We start from the raw sequence: 19,298 nt of genomic DNA, 5'->3' as shown, positions 1-19,298 counted from the left end.
TGCAGTGGAGCAGGTAGCGTCGGGCTAAAACAGGCTGCCCGGATGAGCCAGAATACGGCAGCGGGCTAGCTAAGCCTGGGAAATTGAGCTGATTTTACTCAGTGCCATTATTCGGCGCAACCCGAGTTTAGGTGCGCGCTGTTTCAGGCAACGTTGAATTATACGGGTTTTGCAAACGCGACGATTTTGGCGTTTCGGTGTTTTTCTCCTCCATCAAGCGCCAGCGTGTATAATAGATTCATAAATGAAGTGGCTAAAAAAGCGGACGATAATCCGATATTAAGAGCAAATACGATTCCAGAAGGAATATTATTAGGACAATTGATTCAATAACTTTCATTAATAAAAGCACTGCCGAAAGCTCCTAGTAATAAGTTCGGCACCGGCTGGAAAGGCCCGTGCCAGGCATCCCCGATTGTGATGGTGCCAGACCAATTTTTGGACTGAGCACAGTTGTGAAAAGCAAGTATTTCTACTTATCTAAATTATTACTATATTTAATTTATAAATACGTATTTATTCGTTGCTCTAGTTTCCTGCGTAGCGCTTAGCTTTGTTTCAGTTGCCCAAGTGTCTGGGTAATGTAATCTCCTACTGCATGAAACAGTTTTCTACACTTTTGGCTACTGAGACGGAGCGGCAACAATTGGTGGAAGGAGTGCTACGCTCCAACCGGAGCAAGGCGACGGAACCCAGCCACGTGGAAGCCATGCTCCTCGAATGGTTTGTAATGGGCGAATTGACCTTAGACCAGACGCTGACTTTTCTCGAAGCCGCTTCCGAGCAGTAAGCCAGCCGAAAGGAGGCGCCTCACTCCCACTTTGCGGTGCGCCTTTATGTCCGGCGCATGCCCTCAGCGCGTTTACCCTATCCTCGCCGCGGCAGCCCAATGACTGCACGCGGCCGTGACGCCTTTACCGAAAGGCTTATAGCTAACGGATGCCGGTTAGCAGTACCGGAACACGTGCGCAGTGCCGACATGATGCTGCCGGCATCCGGCTTCGACCCGCTGGGGTCCCCGAATTAAGAGAAACGAGCCGCCTTAGAAGCTCCTTGAGCCAGCTAGCACGAGGTAGGGACGCATACTTGCGTCTCCCCATTGAACAATAATGGGTAGCCGATTTCCAGACGGCGCGGACGAGGAGACGCAAGTATGCGCCTCTACCTCGTTTTAAACACCAGAAAATAACGCAGACAGCTTTTTAGAAATGGAAGCTCAGTTGCTTGCCGCTCCACGCGCCCTTAGTCCCGGTGGAGGCGGCCAGCAGTCGGGTGCGCTCCCGCTCCTGCGCGCCTTGCTGGCGTAGCCAGGCCAGGGCGGCGTCTTCTTCCTTAAAACAGTTCACGCGGGCACCCCAGGTAGGCCATTCGACTGGAGCGTTGTGCGCCATGGCGAGCAGCTGCTTATAAAAGACCGGGGCCACCAGCAGCGCAATGCACGGAGGCTGGCCAAGCTCGGTGCGCACCCGGGGGAAATATTCTTCGTGCAGCCACTCGTGCAGCTCCACGGGTTGCTCCTGGCGACTCACGCGTCCGTCCAGGAGCCAATACGCGCAGCGGCGGTGGAGGGCGGCAGCCAGCAGCACTTCGCAGGTTAGCGTCACTTCTTCGGCACTCAGTGTGCGGCGGCTGCGGCCCCGCAAGAGCGAAGAACCGGCGCGGCAAGTAACCGGAAAGAACGGGAGGCTGGGCAGTGAGGCTATTGGCATAAGCTAGGAATGCAGCGCATTTCAGTGGAACCTGACCAAAGAAACACTTTTTATTCGATATATCCATTAATAAAAGATAATTACTTTATCCTATAAGTGATAATCGCATTCATTCGCCATAGCAGCGGGGTATCAGGCATAACCCTAATTCACTGAAGCCACGTCCCTGCTTTACGCTACCAATAAGACTTACAGCCATTTACCAAATACGCCAGGTAAAGCCTTATGCGAAAGCCTCTTTCGAGAAAAATTATAGCTCAATACTCCAGCCGGCGCCGGGTGCCAGCGAAACCGACACCAAATCCCCGGCCTGCCAGGAATGGCTAGCGAGTCTGACCCGAACGGTGCTTTCAATCAGCTGAATTTCCACTTCGTCGTACCCGCCAAAAAACTGCACCTGCTTCACCTTGCCAACCAGCTCACCTTCCCGCATTGGCTCCAGCCGAAATTGCTCGGGGCGAACCAGCAGGACAGTGCCGGCAGCCTTCCGCTTGCTCACCGGGGACAAGGCCTGGCGGTCGGCTCCCCGCACCAGGTTGTAATCGCCGAATAAAGCCGCCGTGTACTCATTTACGGGCTGGTGGTAGATGCGGGCGGGTGGCCCCTGCTGCACGATGCGGCCCCGGTGCATCACCAGGATTTCATCGGCCCACGACAAGGTATCGGCGGGGTCGTGCGACACCAGCAGGCAGGTGATGCCCAGGCGCTGGCCCAGTTCCTCGATGATGCCCTGCAGTACGCGCTTGTGCACGCGGTCGAGGTTGGAAAACGGCTCGTCGAGCAGCAGCAGTTGGGGCGCGCCGAGCAGCAGGCGCGCCAGGGCTACGCGCTGCTGTTCGCCGCCGGAGAGCTGGTCGGTGCGGCGTCCAGCCAGGTGGCTGATGCGGCAGAGGTCGTACAGGGACTTGGCTTCTGCCTCGGGGCGCTTGTTGGCGTAGCGCAGCACCTGCTCCACGCGCAGGGAGTGCGGCAGCTCCGAGGTCTGGGTGAGGTAGGCCACGCCGGGGTGCCCGGGCACCAGCGTTTCCTGCGGGCCCCGCACGCGGCTGCCGTTCACGCGCACCTCCCCGGCGCTGGGCTGAATAAGGCCCGCGATGACCTGCAGCAAGGTGCTTTTGCCAGTGCCCGACTCTCCGGCCAGCGCCAGCTTTTGGTGCGGCCGCTGGGCGAAGCTCACTTCCCGTAGCACCTCCTTGCCCCGCTCCTCCAGGCTGATGCCGGTTACTGTAAGCAAATCCATGCGGGGCGAAATGGGATGGTGAGGCGCCTGGTTTTGGGGCCAGGAATGGACAAGGCGCGCGGAATGAGACCGCAAGCTACGCCGGCCCCTTTTTGCCGCTGATGTTATGCATCATTCCTTTAATACCGCCCTTGCGCGGTGCTGCGCCGAAATTGAGCTAACCAAACCGTCGGCTCCGTTTCTCGATGCTTAAGCGTCAGGGCATTGGAGGGCCGCGCAGCTGTTTTCAAATAAAGTATCAAACCCAGGCAACCTTCGTCGCTACTTTCGCATCTGCCGCGATACCTCACCATTGTTTCTGCCTAGTGCCCACTCTTACCGTGACCACCGAAGCCGACCTTATCGCCGCTTGTGTGCGGGGCGAGCACCGGGCCCAGCGCCAGCTCTACGACCAACTGGCCGGGCTGATGCTGACCGTGTGCCGCCGCTACCTCAAGCGCCGCGAAGATGCCGAAGAAGCCCTGCTGCTGGGGTTTGCCAAGATGTTTCGGGCCCTGCCCAACTACCGGTTCGAGGGCAGCTTTGAGGGCTGGGTGCGCCGCATCATGGTCAACGAAGCCCTTATGCAGCTGCGCCAGCGCGAGATGATGACCGTTTCGTTCGAGGACTTTCCGCAGCCCGAGAACCTGGCCGTAACCCCCGCCACTGCCGACACCCAGCTTCAGGCCGAAGACCTCATGGGTTTGCTGGCCGGGCTGCCGGTGGGCTACCGTACCGTTTTCAACTTATACGCACTGGAAGGCTACGGCCACCAGGAAATCGCCGAGCTGCTGGGCATCACTGAAGGCACCAGCAAATCGCAGCTGAGCAAGGCCCGGGCCATGCTGCAGCGCCGGGTTCAGTTTTCCGCCATTGCCAGCAACTAATACTATGTCTGCCGAAAATATAGACGACTTATTCCGCGATAAACTCGACGGCCACAGCACCCCGCCGGGCGATGCGCTGTGGGCGCGCCTGCAGGCCGGCCCCCACGCCGACCCTGCCCCAGACGCAGACGCTGAGCGGCTCGACCAGCTGTTTCGCCAAGGGCTGAACGCGCACACCACTCCGCCCAGCCGCGAGCTGTGGGAGCGCCTCGAAGACGAGCACCTGCGGCCCCGCCAGCGCCGGGCCGCGGCGTGGTGGCCCATGGCCCTGGCCGCCGCGCTCGCCTTGCTGCTGGTAGCCGGGGGCGCGGGGCTGTGGCTCGGTTTCCCGTCGGGCAAGACCCAAACGGGCAGTGTGGCGTCTCAAAAACCGCAGGAAAAAGCTGCTCCGGTTATCAATCAGCCCAATATTATGGGTACCGAGAATATTGCGCCCGCAACTTCCGCGCCTTCGACAGGCAACCTGGCAGCCGCTTCTCCCCAGCCCGCCCCTTCCTCATCGCCTGCTTTAACTCAAAAATATATAGCTCCTCAGGCAACCCGCTCCGAGGCCCTTGCATCTAGCGCACCAAAGGCAAAGATGTCGGCCCCCGGGCAGTCGCCTCGCCGCTTGAAAGGAAGTACCCGGCAGCCGGACGCGGCCACCGACCAACTCCCACTCGTGGCCCGCACGACAACTCGCGCTGCCTCCCGCCCCACCGCTGCTGACGAGCAGCAACCCGCTACCGCCACGGCACCAGTGGTAGCGGCGCTCCCCAAACCTGCTCCGGCACCGGAAATCGTCCCTGCCGCTCCTGCTTCCATCCTGGCCAGCGCCGGCGAGCTCATCACGGTTGATGTGCGCAACGGCGGCGAGCCGGTGGTTCGGCCCAGCAAAATGGCCTCGCTGGCGTCCACAGCCGAAGCTGCCGAAGACCGCCCCGTCTGGGCGGCCGACTCCTGAAGCAAGCCGGCCACCTGGTGCGGGGCGAGCGGGTCAGCCTGGCCGAAGTCGCGGGCTTGCCCGAAAATGTGACCGTGCGCGCCACCCTGGCCGGCCGCACCCTCACCAAATCCATCCAACTCTAATTTTTCACTCCTTAGAACTCATGCAACGCGCTTTTCTCCCCTTTTCTCTGCTGCTACTCATGCTCGGTGCGGGCCTCAACGAGGCCCGCGCTACCGACCTCACCAGCCGCCCCGTGCTGAAAGACACCATCGTGGTGCGGTTGCCCAACCAGGCCACCATCACGCTGGTGGTGCGCGATGCCGCCCAGCTGCGGCAAATGAAGAACTACCAACTCGACTCTCTCACCTCGCGGCTGGCCAGCTACATCACCCAGGCCGAAAAAGCGGCCCAGAGCGCCAGCACCGACCAGGTCACCGTTCAGTTTTATCCCGACAAAGACCAGCCCGGCAAAAACCTGCCCGAGCAAATCCGAATCACCACGCGCAAAAAGAAGGCTAACACCAACCGTGTGGACGTGATGCTGAACAAAACCTTCGGCGTGAGCGTGACCACCGATGAGAACGGCAACAAGTCCTACGGCTCGATGGAAACCAAATCGAAAGAGCAGCGCCAGGCCCAGCGCGATTCCAACCGCGTGAAGGCACTCCAGCGCAAAAGCTCCTCCATCAATTTAATCATGGACGTGGGCCTGAATGCGCTGGTGAACCAAAAGCCCAACGTGGGCCTGGGCCAGACCGGCAACGTGGATTTGCGCACGGCCGGCTCGCGCTACATCAACCTGGGCTTCGACTCGGAGACCCGCCTCGGCGGCAAGCGCAGCCCGGTATCCCTGATTGTGGGCCCCGAGTTTTCCTTCAACAACTTTATGCTTTCCGGCAACAACAAGTGGGTGAATGCCGACGGCGTTACCACGGTGGTAAAAGAAACCGACGGCCGCCAGTTCGAGAAGTCCAAGCTCACCACTTCTTCGGTCAACCTGCCGCTGATGCTGCAGCTCAAGCTGCACGACTCGCACGGCAAGTCCACGTTCCACCTCGGCGCGGGCGGCTTTGTGGGCTACCGCCTCGGCTCGCACACCAAGCTGAAGTACATCTCCGAAGGCAACGTCTACAAAGACAAGGACGAAGGCAGTTACAACCTCGAAAACTTCCTTTATGGCGCCCAGGGCACCATCGGCTACGGCAGCCTGCAGCTCTTTGCCAAGTACAACATGAATGAGCTGTTCAAGACCAACGCCGGCCCCAGTGCCCAGGTCCTGAGCTTTGGCCTGCGCATCTTCGGCAACTAATCGACGGCAGAATGTGGATACAAAAAGCCCCAGCTTTCATTATGGCTGGGGCTTTTTGCATAAGAGGTACTCACGTTGCCCGGCTGCTTCCGTTAGAAACAGCTACTGGTTTCGAAAGAAGTTATCCAGCAGAATAGCCGCCGAAATGGCCACATTGAGGCTTTCGGCGCCGCCGCTGGCGCCGCGGGGAATGTGCAGCCGGCGCGTGAGGCAGGCTTCCACGGCCGGGGCCAGGCCGTGCGACTCGCTGCCCATCACCAGTACGCCGCTGGGGCGCAGGGCCAGGCGGTGCACGTTGTCGCCCTCCAAATCAGCCCCGAACACGGCCACGCCCCCGGCCAGGGTGGGCAGCCACTCGGCCAGGTCCCGCTCCCACACGTGCACGCGGGCAAAGGCGCCCATGGTGGCGGCCACGGTTTTGGGCGAGTACGGGTCGGCGCAGCCAGGGCTGAGCACCACGCCGGGCAGGCCGTACCAGTCGGCCAGGCGCAGAAGGGTGCCTAGATTACCGGGGTCGCGCACTTCGTCCAGGGCAAGCAACAAAGCCGATTCGGGCAGCGTTGGAGGCAAGGCTTTCTCCGGGGGCAGTCGGGCCACGGCCAGCGCCGTATTGTTGGTGGCCAGGGTGCCGAGCTGGGTCAGCTCGTACTCGGTGGCCACCACCAGCGGCAGCCCGGCGGGAAGCTGCTCCCGGTTTTGGGAAGCAAACTCCGCCGTAAGCAGTACATGTTCGGTTTCCAGGTCGGAACTTAGCAGCTCCATCACGCTTTTGCCGCCCTCGACCAGGAACGCCCCGTGGCGCTGCCGGTATTTTTTCTGGTGCAGCGACTGCACGTATTTGCCAAGTGCTTTTGAAACCATTGTCGTCTAAGAATTCGTCGAAGCTACGGCCGGAAAGCCGCTTGGGCTGGCGCATGGGCCCATTGCTGGCCCTGCTGGTGCTGGCGGCGTGCTCGCCATTTAAGCTGTTGCGGCCCGGCCAGCGCCTGTTGAGCCGCGTCGAGATTAAGGGGGTGGAACAAGCCGACAAAGAACGGCTGACGGCCCTGGCCCAGCAACAGCCCAACACCCGTTTTCCGCTGCCCAAGCTGGCCATCTACCAATTGGGCTACCGCTTCTACGATTCGGTGCGCATCAAAAACAAGGTGCGCGAATTGCAGGCCAGCTACGACGCCCGCATCAAAGCAGCCGGCACCGACTCGGCCCAACTCGGCAAGCTGATAGTGAAGCGCGAACGGAAGGTGAACCGCAAGCAGCTGACCCTCGACAAGGGCAACGCCATTATGCGCCTGGGCGAAGCCCCGGTGATATACGACTCGACCCTGACGCGCCGCTCCGTGGAGCAGATGACGACCTTCCTGCGGGCGCAGGGATTCTTCCGGGCCCGGGTTACAGCCAACGACACAGCCAGCTACCACCGCGGCCTCGTGCTCCGGGCCCTCAAAGCCGTGGGCTCCATTTTCCCCGGCAAAGAGGATTCGCTGGACCGCGTGAAGCGCTACCAGCGCGTTACGGTTACGTACAACATTAAGGAGGACAAGCCCTTCCTCTACCGCCTGCAGCCGCCCAGCATCCCCGATTCGGGCGTGGCCGTGGCCGTGCGCAACGGCCAGGCCGCCTCGCTGCTCCACGAAAACGAGCGCTACAACGAAGACGTCATTGGCCAGGAGCGCACCCGCCTCGAAACCCTGGTCAAAAACGCTGGCTATTATGATTTCCGCCAGCAGTACATCACCCTCGAAGCCGATACCAGCTACCAGCCCTACACGGTGCGGCTGCGCACCCTGATTGCGAACCCCGGCCCCGGCCAGGGCCACCGTCTCTACACCGTGCGCACAGTGCGCTTCGTGACCGATGCCGGCATCGGGCGCACGCTGCGCGCCGCCTCCGGCGATACGCTGCGCCGGGCCGGCACGGTGGGTGCGGTGCGCAACCGCCCCAGCCTGGGTGTGCGCATGGATACCGCCGTGGTCGATTCGGTGCACTTCGCGGCGTATGAGCAGAAGTACAGCACCCGGCTGCTGGCGCGCAAAGTGCTGGTGCGCCCCGGGCAGATCTTCAACCTGGACCGCACACTGCAAACCCAGCGCCTGCTGTCCGACCTCGATATGTTCCGGTTCAATACCGTGAACTACCGCAAGGTGCCCGACCCGCCCGCGGCCGACAGCACCGGCCTCAACCCCACTTCGGGCGAGCCTGGTGGCCGTTATCAACGCTTCGCCGGCCCCCAAATTTGCCGAAACCACCGAAATCGGCGGCACTTACGTGGCCAACCTGCCGGGACCCTTCCTCAACATCCGTCTGAAAACCCGTAACCCGTTTGGCGGGGCCGAGGTGCTGGAGCTCGGCGTGCGGGCCGGCCTCGAGGGCCAGCTCACCCGCGTGGCCGCCGACAGCATAGAAACTTCTGAGGCTGTTTACACCACGCAGCTTGGCGCCACGGCTGCCCTGGTGCTGCCGCAGTTTCTGGTCCCTTTCAACGCCAACCGCTTTCTGTCGCGCTACAACCCCAAAACCCGTTTCTCGCTTTCCGAAACCTTCGTTAAACGGCCCGAATACATCCGCTCCAACTTCGAGTTTGCCATGGACTATATATGGCAACGCTCGGTGTATCATCAGTACGTGTTTTCACCAATAGTAATTACGCTGGTAAACACCCCGTTTAAAAGCAAGCCTTTTGAGGCCAGTTTGATAAGGCTGCAGGAGACACAGGGCTCGTCGTTGTTTCGCTCCTTTAATAAGCAAATTGAGCCAAGCTTCAGCTTCACGTCCCTCTACAACTCCAACGATTTCAACCAGACGCGCGACGCCCATTACCTGCGGCTGTTTGCCGAGATTGGCGGCCTCACCCGCAGCCTGTACCGCAAGTCCCTTTTCGAGAGCACCGGGCTCAACGTGTACGATTTCGCCCGCTTCAGTGCCGACTACCGCCGTTATTACCACCTCACGCCCAGCACGTTTTTTGTGTGGCGGCTCAACGGCGGCGTGGTGCACGCTCTCACCCGCACCGATGACTTAGCTACGCCGGAGAACGACTCGCAATTCATCATTCCCTACGACAAGTCCTTTTTTGCGGGTGGTTCAACCAGCCTGCGGGCCTGGCAACCACGTAAGCTGGGCCCGGGTGGCTTCACGCCCACGCGGTTGAGCAGTGATGGAAAGGTGATTCGCGACTTTCTCACCGAGCAGCCGGGCGAGCTGCTGCTCGAAGGCAGCGCCGAATACCGGTTCCCGATTTACGACTTCATCAAGGGCGCCTTTTTCACCGATTTCGGCAATGTGTGGGGCCTGCAGGAACGCAGGAGCCCCACCACCGGCGAATACCTGCGCCCCGGGGCTCAGTTTCAGCTCAACCAGTTCTACAAGCAGATTGCAGTAGGCTCGGGCATTGGCATCCGTTTCGACTTCACCTTCCTCATTCTGCGCCTCGACGTAGCCACAAAGGTTTACGACCCCACCGCGCCGTTTGTCGACCGCTGGGCTTTCCGCAGATTCAATAGCCGCGCCAATCCCCTTGCCTTCAACCTGGGCATCGGCTACCCGTTCTAAACAGCTCAGGCAGGAACGAAGCCGCCCGGTTGGACTGACCCACTTTTGGGTTCTGCCCAGCCGGGCGGCTTCGTCTCGTGTTCGGATTAAAATGCGCTTAAAAGTTGTTTGAGTGAGCGGGCTTGAGGTAGAGACGCAACATTTTGCGTCTCCTCGTTGAACAACATCCACGCGGTGCGGACGACGAGACGCAAAATGTTGCGTCTCTACCTCAGGCTACAAATAAAAAATAACTAATACTCCAGCAGTTCGCCCAAGACCACCGATACCTTGGCTGCGCTGGGCAGCATTTGCCGCTCCAGCTCCACGTTGAGCGCGATGGCCGGCAGGTTGGCAGCGCCGAGCGTGAACACCGGCGCGTCCAGGGCTTCGAAGCAATGGCGCTGGATGCGCCCGGCCAGGCTTTCGGCAAAGCTGTTCATCAGCGGCTCTTCGGTGAGCACGAGCACCTTGCCGTGGCGGCGGGTGGCCTCCGTCACCGCCTCAAAATCGAGCGGATTAAGGGTGCGCAGGTCCAGGATTTCGACCTGCCCGGGGAAGTCGCGGCTGGCGGCCCTGGCCCAGTGCACGCCCATGCCGTAGGTCACTACCAGGGCAGTGTCGCCCTGCCGGAGCTTCTCGGGGTCGGCGGCCTGGGCCACGGCGGCCTTGCCCAATGGGATGACGTAGCCGGTGGCCGGCTCCACGGTTTTGGCCTCCTCGGTGCCCGGCACCTTGCTCCAATACAGGCCCTTGTGCTCAAGCATGATGACGGGGTTCGGGTCGAGGAAGGCGGCCCGCATCAGGCCTTTCATGTCGGCCGCATTGCTGGGGTACACCACCTTGATGCCGCGAATGGTGAGCAGCGTGCTTTCGATGGAGCCCGAGTGGTAGGGCCCACCCCGCCGTACGCCCCTATCGGCACGCGGATTAGGGCGGGAATCGGAAACTTGCCCATGGTGAGGTAGCACGACTTGGATAGCTCCTCGACCAGCTGGTTGAGGGCCGGCCAGATGTAGTCGGCAAACTGAATTTCGACGATGGGCCGCGCGCCCACGGCCGCCATGCCCGCCGTGCTGCCCACGATGTAAGCCTCCTGAATGGGCGTGTTGAACACCCGCGAATCGCCGTATTTCTTGGCCAGCAGGGCCGCCTCGCGGAACACCCCGCCCAGCTCGCCGCCCACGTCCTGACCGTAGAACAGCGCCTCGGGGAATTCGCGCAAAATGTCGTCCACGGCGTGCAGGGCGGCGTCCACCATCAGCGCCTTGTCGGCCCCGGCGGGGCTGCGCTCCCCGGCTTCGGCAGTGACGGCGGCGGGCGCAAACTCGTGGTCGGCAAACGTGGCGGGGTCGGGGTTGGGCGCGGCCAGTGCTTCCTGCCAGTCGGCGCGTACGGTGGCCGTGGCTTCGGCCGCCAGCGTGCTCAATTCTTCTTCGGTAAAGCCAGCCTGCAGCAACTGCTGGTGCAGGCGCGGCAGCGGGTCCTGCTCCTGGTGGGTGGCCAGGTCGTTGCGGTACCATTCGCGGCGCACCCCGCTGGTGTGGTGGCCCAGCAAGGGGCACTTGGCGTGCACCAGCACCGGGCCGCGGCGGGCGCGCACGTGCGCAAACGCTTCGGCCAGGCCGTGGTGCGACGACCCAAAATCAGCCCCATCCACCTGCAGGCGCAGCAAGCCGGGGAAGCCGGCCGCAAATTCATAGGCATTCATGGCCCGCATCTCGCGGCCGGTGGCCGAGATGCCCCAGTCGTTGTCCTGCACCAGATACACGATGGGCAGCTGGTGCAAAATGGCCATTTGCAGCGCCTCGGCTACCTCGCCCTCCGTCATGGCCCCATCGCCGATGGAGCACAGCACCAGGGGCCTAGCTTCTGAAGTTGAGCCGGATTCTGAGCTATTATTCACTTCCTCATTCCGCGGAGGAGCCATGCCTTGGCTCTCGAAGTACGCCAGAGCATGGGCCGCGCCCGTGGCCGGGATGGCCTGCATGCCGGTGGCCGAGCTCTGGTGCGGAATAACCGGGATACCGGCCCGCCGCAGCGATGGGTGCGAGTAGTACGTGCGCCCCCCGCTGAAGGGGTCGTCGGCCTTGGCCAGCAGCTGTAGCATCAGCTCGTAGGGCCGCAGGCCCAGGCCCAGCAACAGGGCATCGTCGCGGTAGTATGGGGCAGCGTAGTCGGTTTCGGTGAGCAGAAAGGCGGCGGCCAGTTGCACGGCTTCGTGGCCGCGGGCGGTGGCGTGCACGTAGCGCGAGGCGGTGGCTTTTTCTTCTTCGTACAGCGTTGCCATGGCGGCGGCGGTGTGCATCAGGCGGTAGGCCCGGCGCAGCTGCTCGGCGCTGGGCAGGGGCGCCGGCGCGGCGGTCGGGGCCGTAAATGCGGCGGCTGCGGCGGCGGCGGCCGCCGTCACGCGGGTGGAGGCAAAGTTGGCAGTATCAGAAACAGCGAATTCGGACATCAGGGGATGGGAAGTTTGGGCCACAAAAGTACGCTTCACCCGCGAGCCTATCTTTGCAGGGCCAACGGCGAACTGGCATAACCTGACTCGACCCTTTCGGTTAGTTGGTCGCGCCCCGGCCCCGTTTTAGCTCAATTTTCAGTTCCCTCCCGGTTTCCTCTTCAGTGTCTGCCACTTCCTCTCCCACCATCCGTCCCGAAATAGAATCCTGGCTGGCTGATTTTCAGCTGCGCCTGTGCCAGCAGCTGGAAACGGCCGACGCCGGCGCCGTGCAGTTCCTCACCGATGCCTGGCAGCGCGAAGGCGGGGGCGGCGGCCGCTCCAAAGTGCTGGAACACGGCCGCATTCTCGAGAAAGGCGGCGTGGGATTTTCGGCCGTGTGGGGCCAGATGAGCGAAGCCGCCGCCCGGCAGCTCCACATGCCCGACCCGCACTTCTACGCCACCGGCGTGAGCGTGGTGCTGCACCCGCGCAGCCCGCGCGTGCCCATCATCCACATGAACGTGCGCTACTTCGAAGCCGGCAACGGCGAGGCGTGGTTCGGCGGCGGCATCGACCTGACGCCGATTTACGTGGACGAAGCCCAGGCCCGGCGCTTCCACGAGCGCCTGCGCGATGTGTGCGACCAGCTCAATCCGGCGTATTACCCGAAGTTCACCCGCTGGGCCGACGACTACTTCTACCTGCCCCACCGCCAGGAAACCCGCGGCGTGGGCGGTATTTTCTTCGACCGATTGACCGTTGGTAAAGACGGCACCGCAGAGGAGCTGTTTGCATTTGTGCAGGACGTGGCCGAGCTGTTTGGGCCAGCCTACACCGAGCTCATGGCCCAGAACCATGCCCTGCCCTTCACCGAGCGCGAAGAAGCCTGGCAAACCCTGCGCCGCGCCCGCTACGCCGAGTTCAACCTGGCTTTTGACCGCGGCACCCGCTTCGGCCTCGAAACCGGGGGCCGCACCGAGTCCATCCTGATGAGCCTGCCCCCGCGCACCGGCTGGGCCTACAACCCCACGCCGCCCGCCGCCGGCTCCCCCGAAGCCACCACCCTGGCGTGGCTCCGCAAAGGCGTAGATTGGCTGGCCCATGCTTGAGCTCCTGCGCAACCTTGATGTTCAGCTCCTGCTGGCCATCAACCGCCTCCACAACCCCGTGATGGACGCCGTGATGGTCACGGTGTCGAACCGCTACACGTGGTTTCCGGCGTATGCCCTCATCATCGCCGGGCTGATTTACCTGTTCCGGCGCCGGGCCGTGCTGCTCCTGCCCCTTCTTATTCTGGCCGTTACCCTGGCCGACAGCATCACTAGCCGCATATTCAAGCCGTTTTTTGAGCGGCCCCGCCCCTGCCACGACCTCAAATTATCCGGCCTGCTGCACCTGGCCGATGGCTGCGGCGGGCAGTTCGGGTTCCTGTCCTCTCACGCGGCCAACTCCATGGCCCTGGCTGTGTTTATGGCCGTGGCGCTGCCCCCGGGCCGTTTTCAAGCCGCCAAATGGGCCCTGTTTTTTGGGCCCTGCTGCTTTCTTATAGCCGCATGTACCTTGGCGCGCATTACCCGACCGATGTAGTGGGCGGAGCCGCCCTAGGCGCTTTCCTGGGCTGGGCAACGGCCGTGGCCTACCGCCGCTGGGCCCCGCGCATGGGCCCCGAAGGCAGAAGGCTCATGCGCTAGTCCGATGCTCAAGCTGGCACGCACCCGGCTTGCCGTAACCACATAAAAAAAGGTCTCGCTGAGAATTCTGCGAGACCTTTTTTCAGAGCCATATCTGCCTATTTGGCGGGTTTGCGACTGCCGGTGTGGCCATCGCCTTTGTCCCCCTGCCCGGGCTTGCTGGTCTTTTTGGAGTTGTGCTGGTCGTCTTGCGAGAGGGAGCGGTTCAGGTCGACTGATTCCTCAATCTGCCCGTTCTCGTCGCGCCGGATGTATCGTTTGTCGCCTTCCTTAGGCTCAATTAATTCACGCTTGGACATGGTGGAAAGGAGTTACGTGGAAGATTTGCATCCTACGCAGCTCCCTGGCTCAGGTTTTCAGCTGGCTTTGCCCAGCAGCTTGGCCACGTACTTCCCCACGATGTCAAATTCCAGATTCACGGTTTCGCCGGCGCGCCTGCTGAAAGCTGGTGTGCTCGTAGGTATAGGGAATGATGGCCACGGTAAAGCCCTCGTCGGTGCTTTCAAAACAGGTAAGGCTGGTGCCGTTCACGCAGATGGAGCCCTTCTCCACAGTGAGGCGGCCGGGGCCGGGCGCGTGCCCAAAGCGAAACAGCCACGAGCCCTGCTGGTCGGTCACGCTCAGGCAGGTGGCCGTGGCGTCGACGTGGCCCTGCACTATATGCCCGTCGAAGCGGCCCGTAGCGGACAGGCAGCGCTCCAGGTTGACGTGGCGGCCAGGCTGCCACTGGCTCAGGTTGGTCACGCGCATGGTTTCGTCGATGGCCGTGACCACGTGCGTGCCCGCGGCGGCGTCCACGGCCACCACGGTGAGGCACACACCGTCGTGGGCCACGCTTTGGTCTATTTTAAGCTCGGCGGCAAAGGGCGAGGCCACCGTAAAATGGCGGTTGCTGCCCTGCGTGTTGACGGCCACAATGGTGCCAAGGGTTTCGATAATTCCAGTAAACATGTGTCGGGGATTGGTTCAGATGGGGCCGGGCCCCGGGATGCTAATGCAAAGAACGGCACCCTGAGCCAGGGTGCCGTTCGCTTGGTGTAACCAAAAAAGCGGGAAATGATTAGCGCTCCGCTTTGTCGATGGCTTTCCAGTCGAGCTCGCCGCCCTCGCGCCGGCGCAAAAACACGGTTTGGTCGTCTTTCTGGGTTTTGCCAAAGGTGAGGTCGGCGCGACAGTCGAGGCAGCGCACCGAAGTGTACTTGAATTTGTCCTGTGCCACGCGGCTGGTCAGGTCCAGGTTGTCGGAGCCACACAGGCCGCAGGCGGCCACGTCGGTGAAGCTCAATCGGTCGTATTCGGCCACGGTTTCGTGGAAATTACTGCCCTGCACGGTGAAGTGAAACTGGCGGCGCCCGATGCGCTTGGTAATCATCATTTGCAGCATCTACTGATAGAAATTGGAGGTGAATTTAAGCTTTAAAATTACGAAATATAGCACTCAAAAACAAGCTGATATCGGCCATCAGGCAATAAAAAAGGGCGCTTTACGGCGCCCTTCTCCATCTGAAAACCGGAACTTACTGTTGCACAAATTTTACGGTTTGCAAGGCGGTACCAGCACTCACTTCGCACACGTAAACTCCCTTGGCCAGGCGCCCTAGTTTTAGCGGAGCGCGGCTGCCCGCGGCGGCCGGCAGCTCTTGCTGGGCAACTACGGCCCCGCGCGCATCCAGCACCCGCACGCGCAAAGGCTGGCCCCGCAGGTCGGCCGGGAGGGCCAGGGTGAGCTGCCCGTCGCCGGTGGGGTTGGGAAACACGCCCAGGCGCTCAACTTGCTCCACCGGCTCCTCTTTAGGCACCAGCGGCGCGCCGGGGTGCAGGGCATTATAGGCTTTCGCAAAACTCGGGATGCCGTAGCCTAATTTGGCGTCGGGCGCGGTAGCCTGCGAGGCCGTGTTGCGCAAGGCCGCAATTACCTGTTGGGCTGTGAGCGTGGGGTTGGCCTGCCAGAAGCCGGCAATCATGCCCGCCAAAATCGGGCAGGCGTAGGAAGTACCGCTGCCCCGGAAAGCCGAGCCGTTGGCGCCGAGCACGGCCGAAGCCCGGCCCATGGCCGACAGCGTGGGCTTCACGCGCCCATCGGCGGTGGGCCCATACGAGCTAAAGGGGGCGTGGAAGCCCAACGAATCTACTGCGCCAACCGACACGATGGAGTCGGCATCGGCCGGCGCCGAGATGTAGTGCCACGGGTCGTCGCCTTCGTTGCCGGCGGCATTCACGACCAGCATGCCCACGCGGGCCGCAACGGTGGCCGCCCGCGTGCTGAGGGCCGTGCGGCCGTTCATGTCGGCGTAAGTGTAAGACTTCGACGGGGCGTCGAAGGTGGTGTAGCCCAACGAGGAGCTAATGACGTCGACGCCCGCCGAGTCGGCGTATTCGGCGGCGGCCAGCCAGTTGGCTTCTTCGGTGGGATGCTCCGAGTTCGTGTCTTCGGTCAGGCACAGGTAGAAGGACGCTTTAGGCGCGCTGCCAATGTAAAACCCAGCCTGGTTGGCGCCCATGGTCGACAGGCAGCTCGTGCCGTGGCTGCTGCGCTGGTACACGCTGGTGCCCCCGTCCACGAAGTTGCGGGTGCCCAGCAGGCGCTTGTCCTGGAAAAGCGCCTGCAACGCCGGAATCTTGTCGACGCCGGGAAAGCCGGCATCAAACACCGCCACCTGCATGCCCTCGCCACGGTAGCCCGCGTCGTGCATTTCCAGGGCCCCGATTTGCTCATTTTGGCGGTAGGCCGGGCCGTACTGGGCGCGGGAAGCCACCGTGCTGCGGGCGGCCAGCGGCGCCACCTGCACCGGGGCGGTGGGGGCCGCTGGGGCTCGGTAGCTGCGGTTGAGGGTAGAAGCGCCGCGCACGGCGGCCAGGCTCGTGATGCGCGCCAGCGTAGCCGAGTCGCACGAAACCACCGCCGCATTAAACCAACGCGAGGTGTAGTGCACCTGGGGCTTGCCCACTACGCCACGCACCTGCGTCACGTAGGCCGGATTCACGGGTAGGTCGCGTGGGAGCACGGCGATGCCCTGCCTGGTGCGGCGCGCCACCGACCGGGCCGATAGAAATGCCTGGGGTTGAGCCACCGAATAAGGGGTGCCCGCCTTGTCGCGGAAGTACACCATGTGGCGGCGGACGGTGCCCTGCGCCGCGGCCGGGGCGGCAGTCAGCGTGCCCAACGCGCCCGTGGCCGCTATCAGAAACAGGCATTTTATCGAAGTAATCCTCATCAAAGCAAACAAGCGGGTTTCAAAACAAGGAGCAGCCTACCTAGCGAGGACCGTAATCAATCAGGGTTTCGTTCCGGGAAAAACCAATGGAATAAGACTTGGGCGGGTACACCTGGTTGTTGTTATTATTGGTGTCCACATAAGTAAACGCCTGCAAATTGACCCGCCGGCGGAAAACCGGCCCCACTCCTTTTGCAAAGACCTGCTGGTAGCTCACTTGTTTCGCCAGGCTGCTTTCGGCGGCCAGACCGGCATTGGTAGTGGTGAGGCTGGCCGGGAATGTTTGGGCCGGAATGCCCGTAGACGCGGCAATTGCGAAGGGCTGTCCCACCCGCGAGTAGCGCCGGGTTTCAGACGTCATGGTGGTGTCGTCGGAGTTGTTGTTGTAGGCGTTTATGTTCCACAGCCGCCCTTCCTTCACCGGGAAAATCAGCTCCAGGGTCCGGACGTTGTTGCGGTTGAGCACCACCGATTGCGGCGTGGCGCTGAGCACAAACACGCTGTCGTTGACGAACGTAGTCGATGGCGCCTGCAGCTTGGAGCGCACCAGGCGGTAGGCCGTTTTACCGGCCGCATCGGTGAAGGTCTCCGTAATGGTTTCCTTGAACTGATAGGCCGTGCGCGTGGGCACGCTGGGCGTACCCCGGCTCGCCGGGCTCCAGGTGGTATCCACCACGGCATAGGTCCAGTACTTACCCACGGCCACCGGGTAATAGTCGCGCCCGGTATCGGGCGCGGGCATGGACTCGTTTTTACAATGGGTGAAGCTGAGTGCCAGCGCCGCGCCAACCAAAGCCAGGCCGGCGCGGCGCGCACTTACTTTCAAATTCAGGATCGATAAAATGCGGTGCATAAAGCTCGGTAGATGGTGTAGCGGCTGGATTTTAGGCACCAGCCGCTACGGCCGCAAAAGGTAGCGGAAATTCGCCGATTACGTGGCGCTCTATCCAGCCGCCGCCCAGCACGTCCTGGCCGTCGTAGAACACAGCGGCCTGCCCGGGCGTGATGGCATGCACGGCCTCCTCGAAATACACGCGGATTTTGCCGTCCACTTCTTCCAGAAAGGCGGGGGCACCGTCGTGGTTGTAGCGCACTTTCACCACGGCCGGCACCAGGCCGCGGCCCTCGAGCGTGGCCAGCTTGCCCATGTTGAGCTTGCCCACCACGGTGGCTGTGCTGGCCAACTCGTGGTAGTTGCCCAGCACCACCTCGTTGGTATCGGGGCGGATTTCGAGCACAAATGCCGGGTAGCCCAAGGCCACACCCAGCCCCTTGCGCTGCCCAATTGTGTAGAACGGGTAGCCCTCGTGCTTGCCGATGACGCGGCCGTTTTTGGTCACGAAGTTGCCGCCGGCCACGCGGGCCTCCAGGCCCGGCACGCGGCGACGCAGGAAGCCCCGGTAGTCGTTGTCGGGGATAAAGCAGATTTCGTAGCTCTCGGGCTTGTTCACCAGCTCATTAAAGCCGCGCCGGCGGGCCTCGTCATAGATTTCGGTTTTGCGCATGCCGCCCAGCGGGAACAGCGTGCGGCTCAGGCTCTCCTGGCTCACGCCCCACAGGGCATAGCTTTGGTCCTTGTTTTCGTCGAGGCCTTTGCTCACCACGAAGCGGCCAGTTTCGGCATCCTTGCGGATGTTGGCGTAGTGGCCGGTGGCAATGAACTGGCAGCCGAGTTGGTCGGCGCGGCGCAGCAGGGCGTCCCACTTGATGTGGGTGTTGCAGAGCACGCAGGGGTTGGGCGTGCGGCCGGCCAAGTACTCATCGGTGAAGTTGTCGATGACAAAGTCGCCGAACTCGTCGCGGATGTCGATGATATAATGCGGGAAGCCGAGCTGCACGGCAATGTCGCGCGCATCGTTGATGCTGTCGAGCGAGCAGCAGCCGGTTTCTTTTTGAGCCGCCCGCGCTGGCGTAGTCCCAGGTTTTCATGGTCATGCCGACCACTTCGTAGCCTTGCTCGTGCAGCAGCACGGCCGCTACACTCGAGTCAATTCCGCCGCTCATGGCGACTAGTACGCGTCCTTTTACTTCGGTATTCATAGGTGGTGCAATTCACCCGGAACTTGAATGGTTCCGGCTGGCAACCGCAAAGGTACCTCTTGAAATTATGAGGGTTGAGGGTTGAATGTTGAGTTGATGCTCTACCAACTCATCTTTCAACCCTCAACCCTCATAATTCCTTACTTGCCGCGGCCTTCCACAATGATTTTCAACGTGTAGAGCAGCACCCGGAAATCCATGGCCAGGCTCATGTTTTCGATGTAGAGAATGTCGAACTTGAGCCGTTCCACCATCTGGGCTACGGTTTCGGCATAGCCGTACTTTACCTGGCCGAGGGAGGTGAGGCCGGGGCGCACCCGGTGCAGGTGCCG

16 protein-coding genes and 4 pseudogenes are annotated in these 19,298 nt (G+C 61.9%); 8 read left to right on the top strand and 12 right to left on the bottom strand.

Annotation, left to right across the window (positions count from 1 at the left end; translation table 11 throughout):
* The first annotated feature begins 598 nt into the window (after window positions 1–598).
* A complete protein-coding gene (locus ACFQT0_RS16690; protein WP_380204359.1) occupies window positions 599–790 on the top strand; it encodes a hypothetical protein in 192 nt (63 codons plus the stop codon).
* Window positions 791–1,202: 412 nt separating this feature from the next.
* Here the strand turns inward: ACFQT0_RS16690 and ACFQT0_RS16685 are convergent, their stop codons facing one another.
* Both ACFQT0_RS16685 and ACFQT0_RS16680 read right to left on the bottom strand, forming a co-directional pair.
* Window positions 1,203–1,643, bottom strand: coding sequence for a hypothetical protein (locus ACFQT0_RS16685; protein ID WP_380204358.1), 441 nt, complete (start codon window positions 1,641–1,643; stop codon window positions 1,203–1,205).
* 316 nt (window positions 1,644–1,959) lie between these two features.
* The gene (locus ACFQT0_RS16680; protein ID WP_380204357.1) at window positions 1,960–2,949 is read right to left on the bottom strand and encodes an ABC transporter ATP-binding protein; all 990 of its coding nucleotides are present in this window, start codon (window positions 2,947–2,949) and stop codon (window positions 1,960–1,962) included.
* 305 nt (window positions 2,950–3,254) lie between these two features.
* On the opposite strand from ACFQT0_RS16680, the gene ACFQT0_RS16675 reads away from it, so the two are divergent.
* The 3 genes from ACFQT0_RS16675 to ACFQT0_RS16665 all read left to right on the top strand — a co-directional run bounded on the left by ACFQT0_RS16675 (window position 3,255) and on the right by ACFQT0_RS16665 (window position 6,052).
* The gene (locus tag ACFQT0_RS16675; protein ID WP_380204356.1) at window positions 3,255–3,815 is read left to right on the top strand and encodes an RNA polymerase sigma factor; all 561 of its coding nucleotides are present in this window, start codon (window positions 3,255–3,257) and stop codon (window positions 3,813–3,815) included.
* Window positions 3,816–3,819: 4 nt separating this feature from the next.
* Entirely contained in the window at window positions 3,820–4,758 is a 939-nt protein-coding gene (locus ACFQT0_RS16670) for a hypothetical protein (protein WP_380204355.1), read from the top strand.
* Between the two features lie 184 nt (window positions 4,759–4,942).
* On the top strand, window positions 4,943–6,052 hold the full coding sequence (locus ACFQT0_RS16665) for an outer membrane beta-barrel protein (RefSeq protein ID WP_380204354.1): 1,110 nt from the start codon (window positions 4,943–4,945) through the stop codon (window positions 6,050–6,052).
* Between the two features lie 102 nt (window positions 6,053–6,154).
* Here the strand turns inward: ACFQT0_RS16665 and ACFQT0_RS16660 are convergent, their stop codons facing one another.
* Window positions 6,155–6,886, bottom strand: a complete 732-nt coding sequence (locus ACFQT0_RS16660; protein WP_380204353.1) for an RNA methyltransferase — start codon at window positions 6,884–6,886, stop codon at window positions 6,155–6,157.
* Between the two features lie 80 nt (window positions 6,887–6,966).
* Here ACFQT0_RS16660 and ACFQT0_RS16655 point away from each other — a divergent pair, with 80 nt between their 5' ends.
* Both ACFQT0_RS16655 and ACFQT0_RS16650 read left to right on the top strand, forming a co-directional pair.
* Window positions 6,967–8,367, top strand: a complete 1,401-nt coding sequence (locus ACFQT0_RS16655; protein WP_380204352.1) for a hypothetical protein — start codon at window positions 6,967–6,969, stop codon at window positions 8,365–8,367.
* On the top strand, window positions 8,252–9,601 hold the full coding sequence (locus ACFQT0_RS16650) for a BamA/TamA family outer membrane protein (RefSeq protein ID WP_380204351.1): 1,350 nt from the start codon (window positions 8,252–8,254) through the stop codon (window positions 9,599–9,601). Before ACFQT0_RS16655 ends, ACFQT0_RS16650 begins: the two co-directional genes overlap by 116 nt.
* A 233-nt stretch (window positions 9,602–9,834) precedes the next feature.
* On the opposite strand, the gene ACFQT0_RS16645 is transcribed toward ACFQT0_RS16650, so the two are convergent.
* Window positions 9,835–10,176, bottom strand: a complete 342-nt coding sequence (locus tag ACFQT0_RS16645) for a transketolase C-terminal domain-containing protein (RefSeq protein ID WP_380206055.1) — start codon at window positions 10,174–10,176, stop codon at window positions 9,835–9,837.
* Between the two features lie 207 nt (window positions 10,177–10,383).
* Window positions 10,384–11,870 (bottom strand): annotated as a pseudogene (locus ACFQT0_RS16640) (thiamine pyrophosphate-dependent enzyme); the annotation flags it as partial.
* A gap of 332 nt (window positions 11,871–12,202) precedes the next feature.
* On the opposite strand from ACFQT0_RS16640, the gene hemF reads away from it, so the two are divergent.
* Window positions 12,203–13,129 (top strand): oxygen-dependent coproporphyrinogen oxidase, encoded by a 927-nt coding sequence (gene hemF, locus ACFQT0_RS16635; RefSeq protein ID WP_380204350.1) that lies wholly within the window; start codon window positions 12,203–12,205, stop codon window positions 13,127–13,129.
* Window positions 13,122–13,603, top strand: a pseudogene (locus ACFQT0_RS16630) (phosphatase PAP2 family protein); the annotation flags it as partial. The gene hemF and the pseudogene ACFQT0_RS16630, both read left to right, overlap by 8 nt.
* Window positions 13,604–13,809: 206 nt before the next feature.
* On the opposite strand, the gene ACFQT0_RS16625 reads toward ACFQT0_RS16630, so the two are convergent.
* The 7 genes and pseudogenes from ACFQT0_RS16625 to ACFQT0_RS16595 all read right to left on the bottom strand — a co-directional run bounded on the left by ACFQT0_RS16625 (window position 13,810) and on the right by ACFQT0_RS16595 (window position 19,283).
* Window positions 13,810–14,010 (bottom strand): hypothetical protein, encoded by a 201-nt coding sequence (locus ACFQT0_RS16625; protein WP_380204349.1) that lies wholly within the window; start codon window positions 14,008–14,010, stop codon window positions 13,810–13,812.
* A gap of 57 nt (window positions 14,011–14,067) precedes the next feature.
* Window positions 14,068–14,662: pseudogene (locus ACFQT0_RS16620) on the bottom strand (riboflavin synthase).
* A 109-nt stretch (window positions 14,663–14,771) separates the two neighbouring features.
* Complete coding sequence (locus ACFQT0_RS16615; protein ID WP_380204348.1) at window positions 14,772–15,095, bottom strand: hypothetical protein; 324 nt, start codon at window positions 15,093–15,095, stop codon at window positions 14,772–14,774.
* A 133-nt stretch (window positions 15,096–15,228) separates the two neighbouring features.
* Entirely contained in the window at window positions 15,229–16,926 is a 1,698-nt protein-coding gene (locus tag ACFQT0_RS16610) for a S8 family serine peptidase (protein ID WP_380204347.1), read from the bottom strand.
* A gap of 40 nt (window positions 16,927–16,966) precedes the next feature.
* The gene (locus ACFQT0_RS16605; RefSeq protein ID WP_380204346.1) at window positions 16,967–17,779 is read right to left on the bottom strand and encodes a hypothetical protein; all 813 of its coding nucleotides are present in this window, start codon (window positions 17,777–17,779) and stop codon (window positions 16,967–16,969) included.
* Between the two features lie 31 nt (window positions 17,780–17,810).
* Window positions 17,811–18,930 (bottom strand): annotated as a pseudogene (gene mnmA, locus ACFQT0_RS16600) (tRNA 2-thiouridine(34) synthase MnmA).
* A gap of 176 nt (window positions 18,931–19,106) precedes the next feature.
* Window positions 19,107–19,283 carry a sugar transferase gene (locus tag ACFQT0_RS16595; RefSeq protein ID WP_380204345.1) on the bottom strand — a complete coding sequence of 59 codons (177 nt, stop codon included), beginning with the start codon at window positions 19,281–19,283 and terminating at the stop codon, window positions 19,107–19,109.
* Between the last annotated feature and the right edge of the window lie 15 nt (window positions 19,284–19,298).

The organism is Hymenobacter humi, assembly GCF_042665855.1.
GTDB lineage: Bacteria > Bacteroidota > Bacteroidia > Cytophagales > Hymenobacteraceae > Hymenobacter > Hymenobacter humi.
Note: the sequence above shows the minus strand (reverse complement) of the source record. Positions and strands in the feature narration are given on the sequence as shown.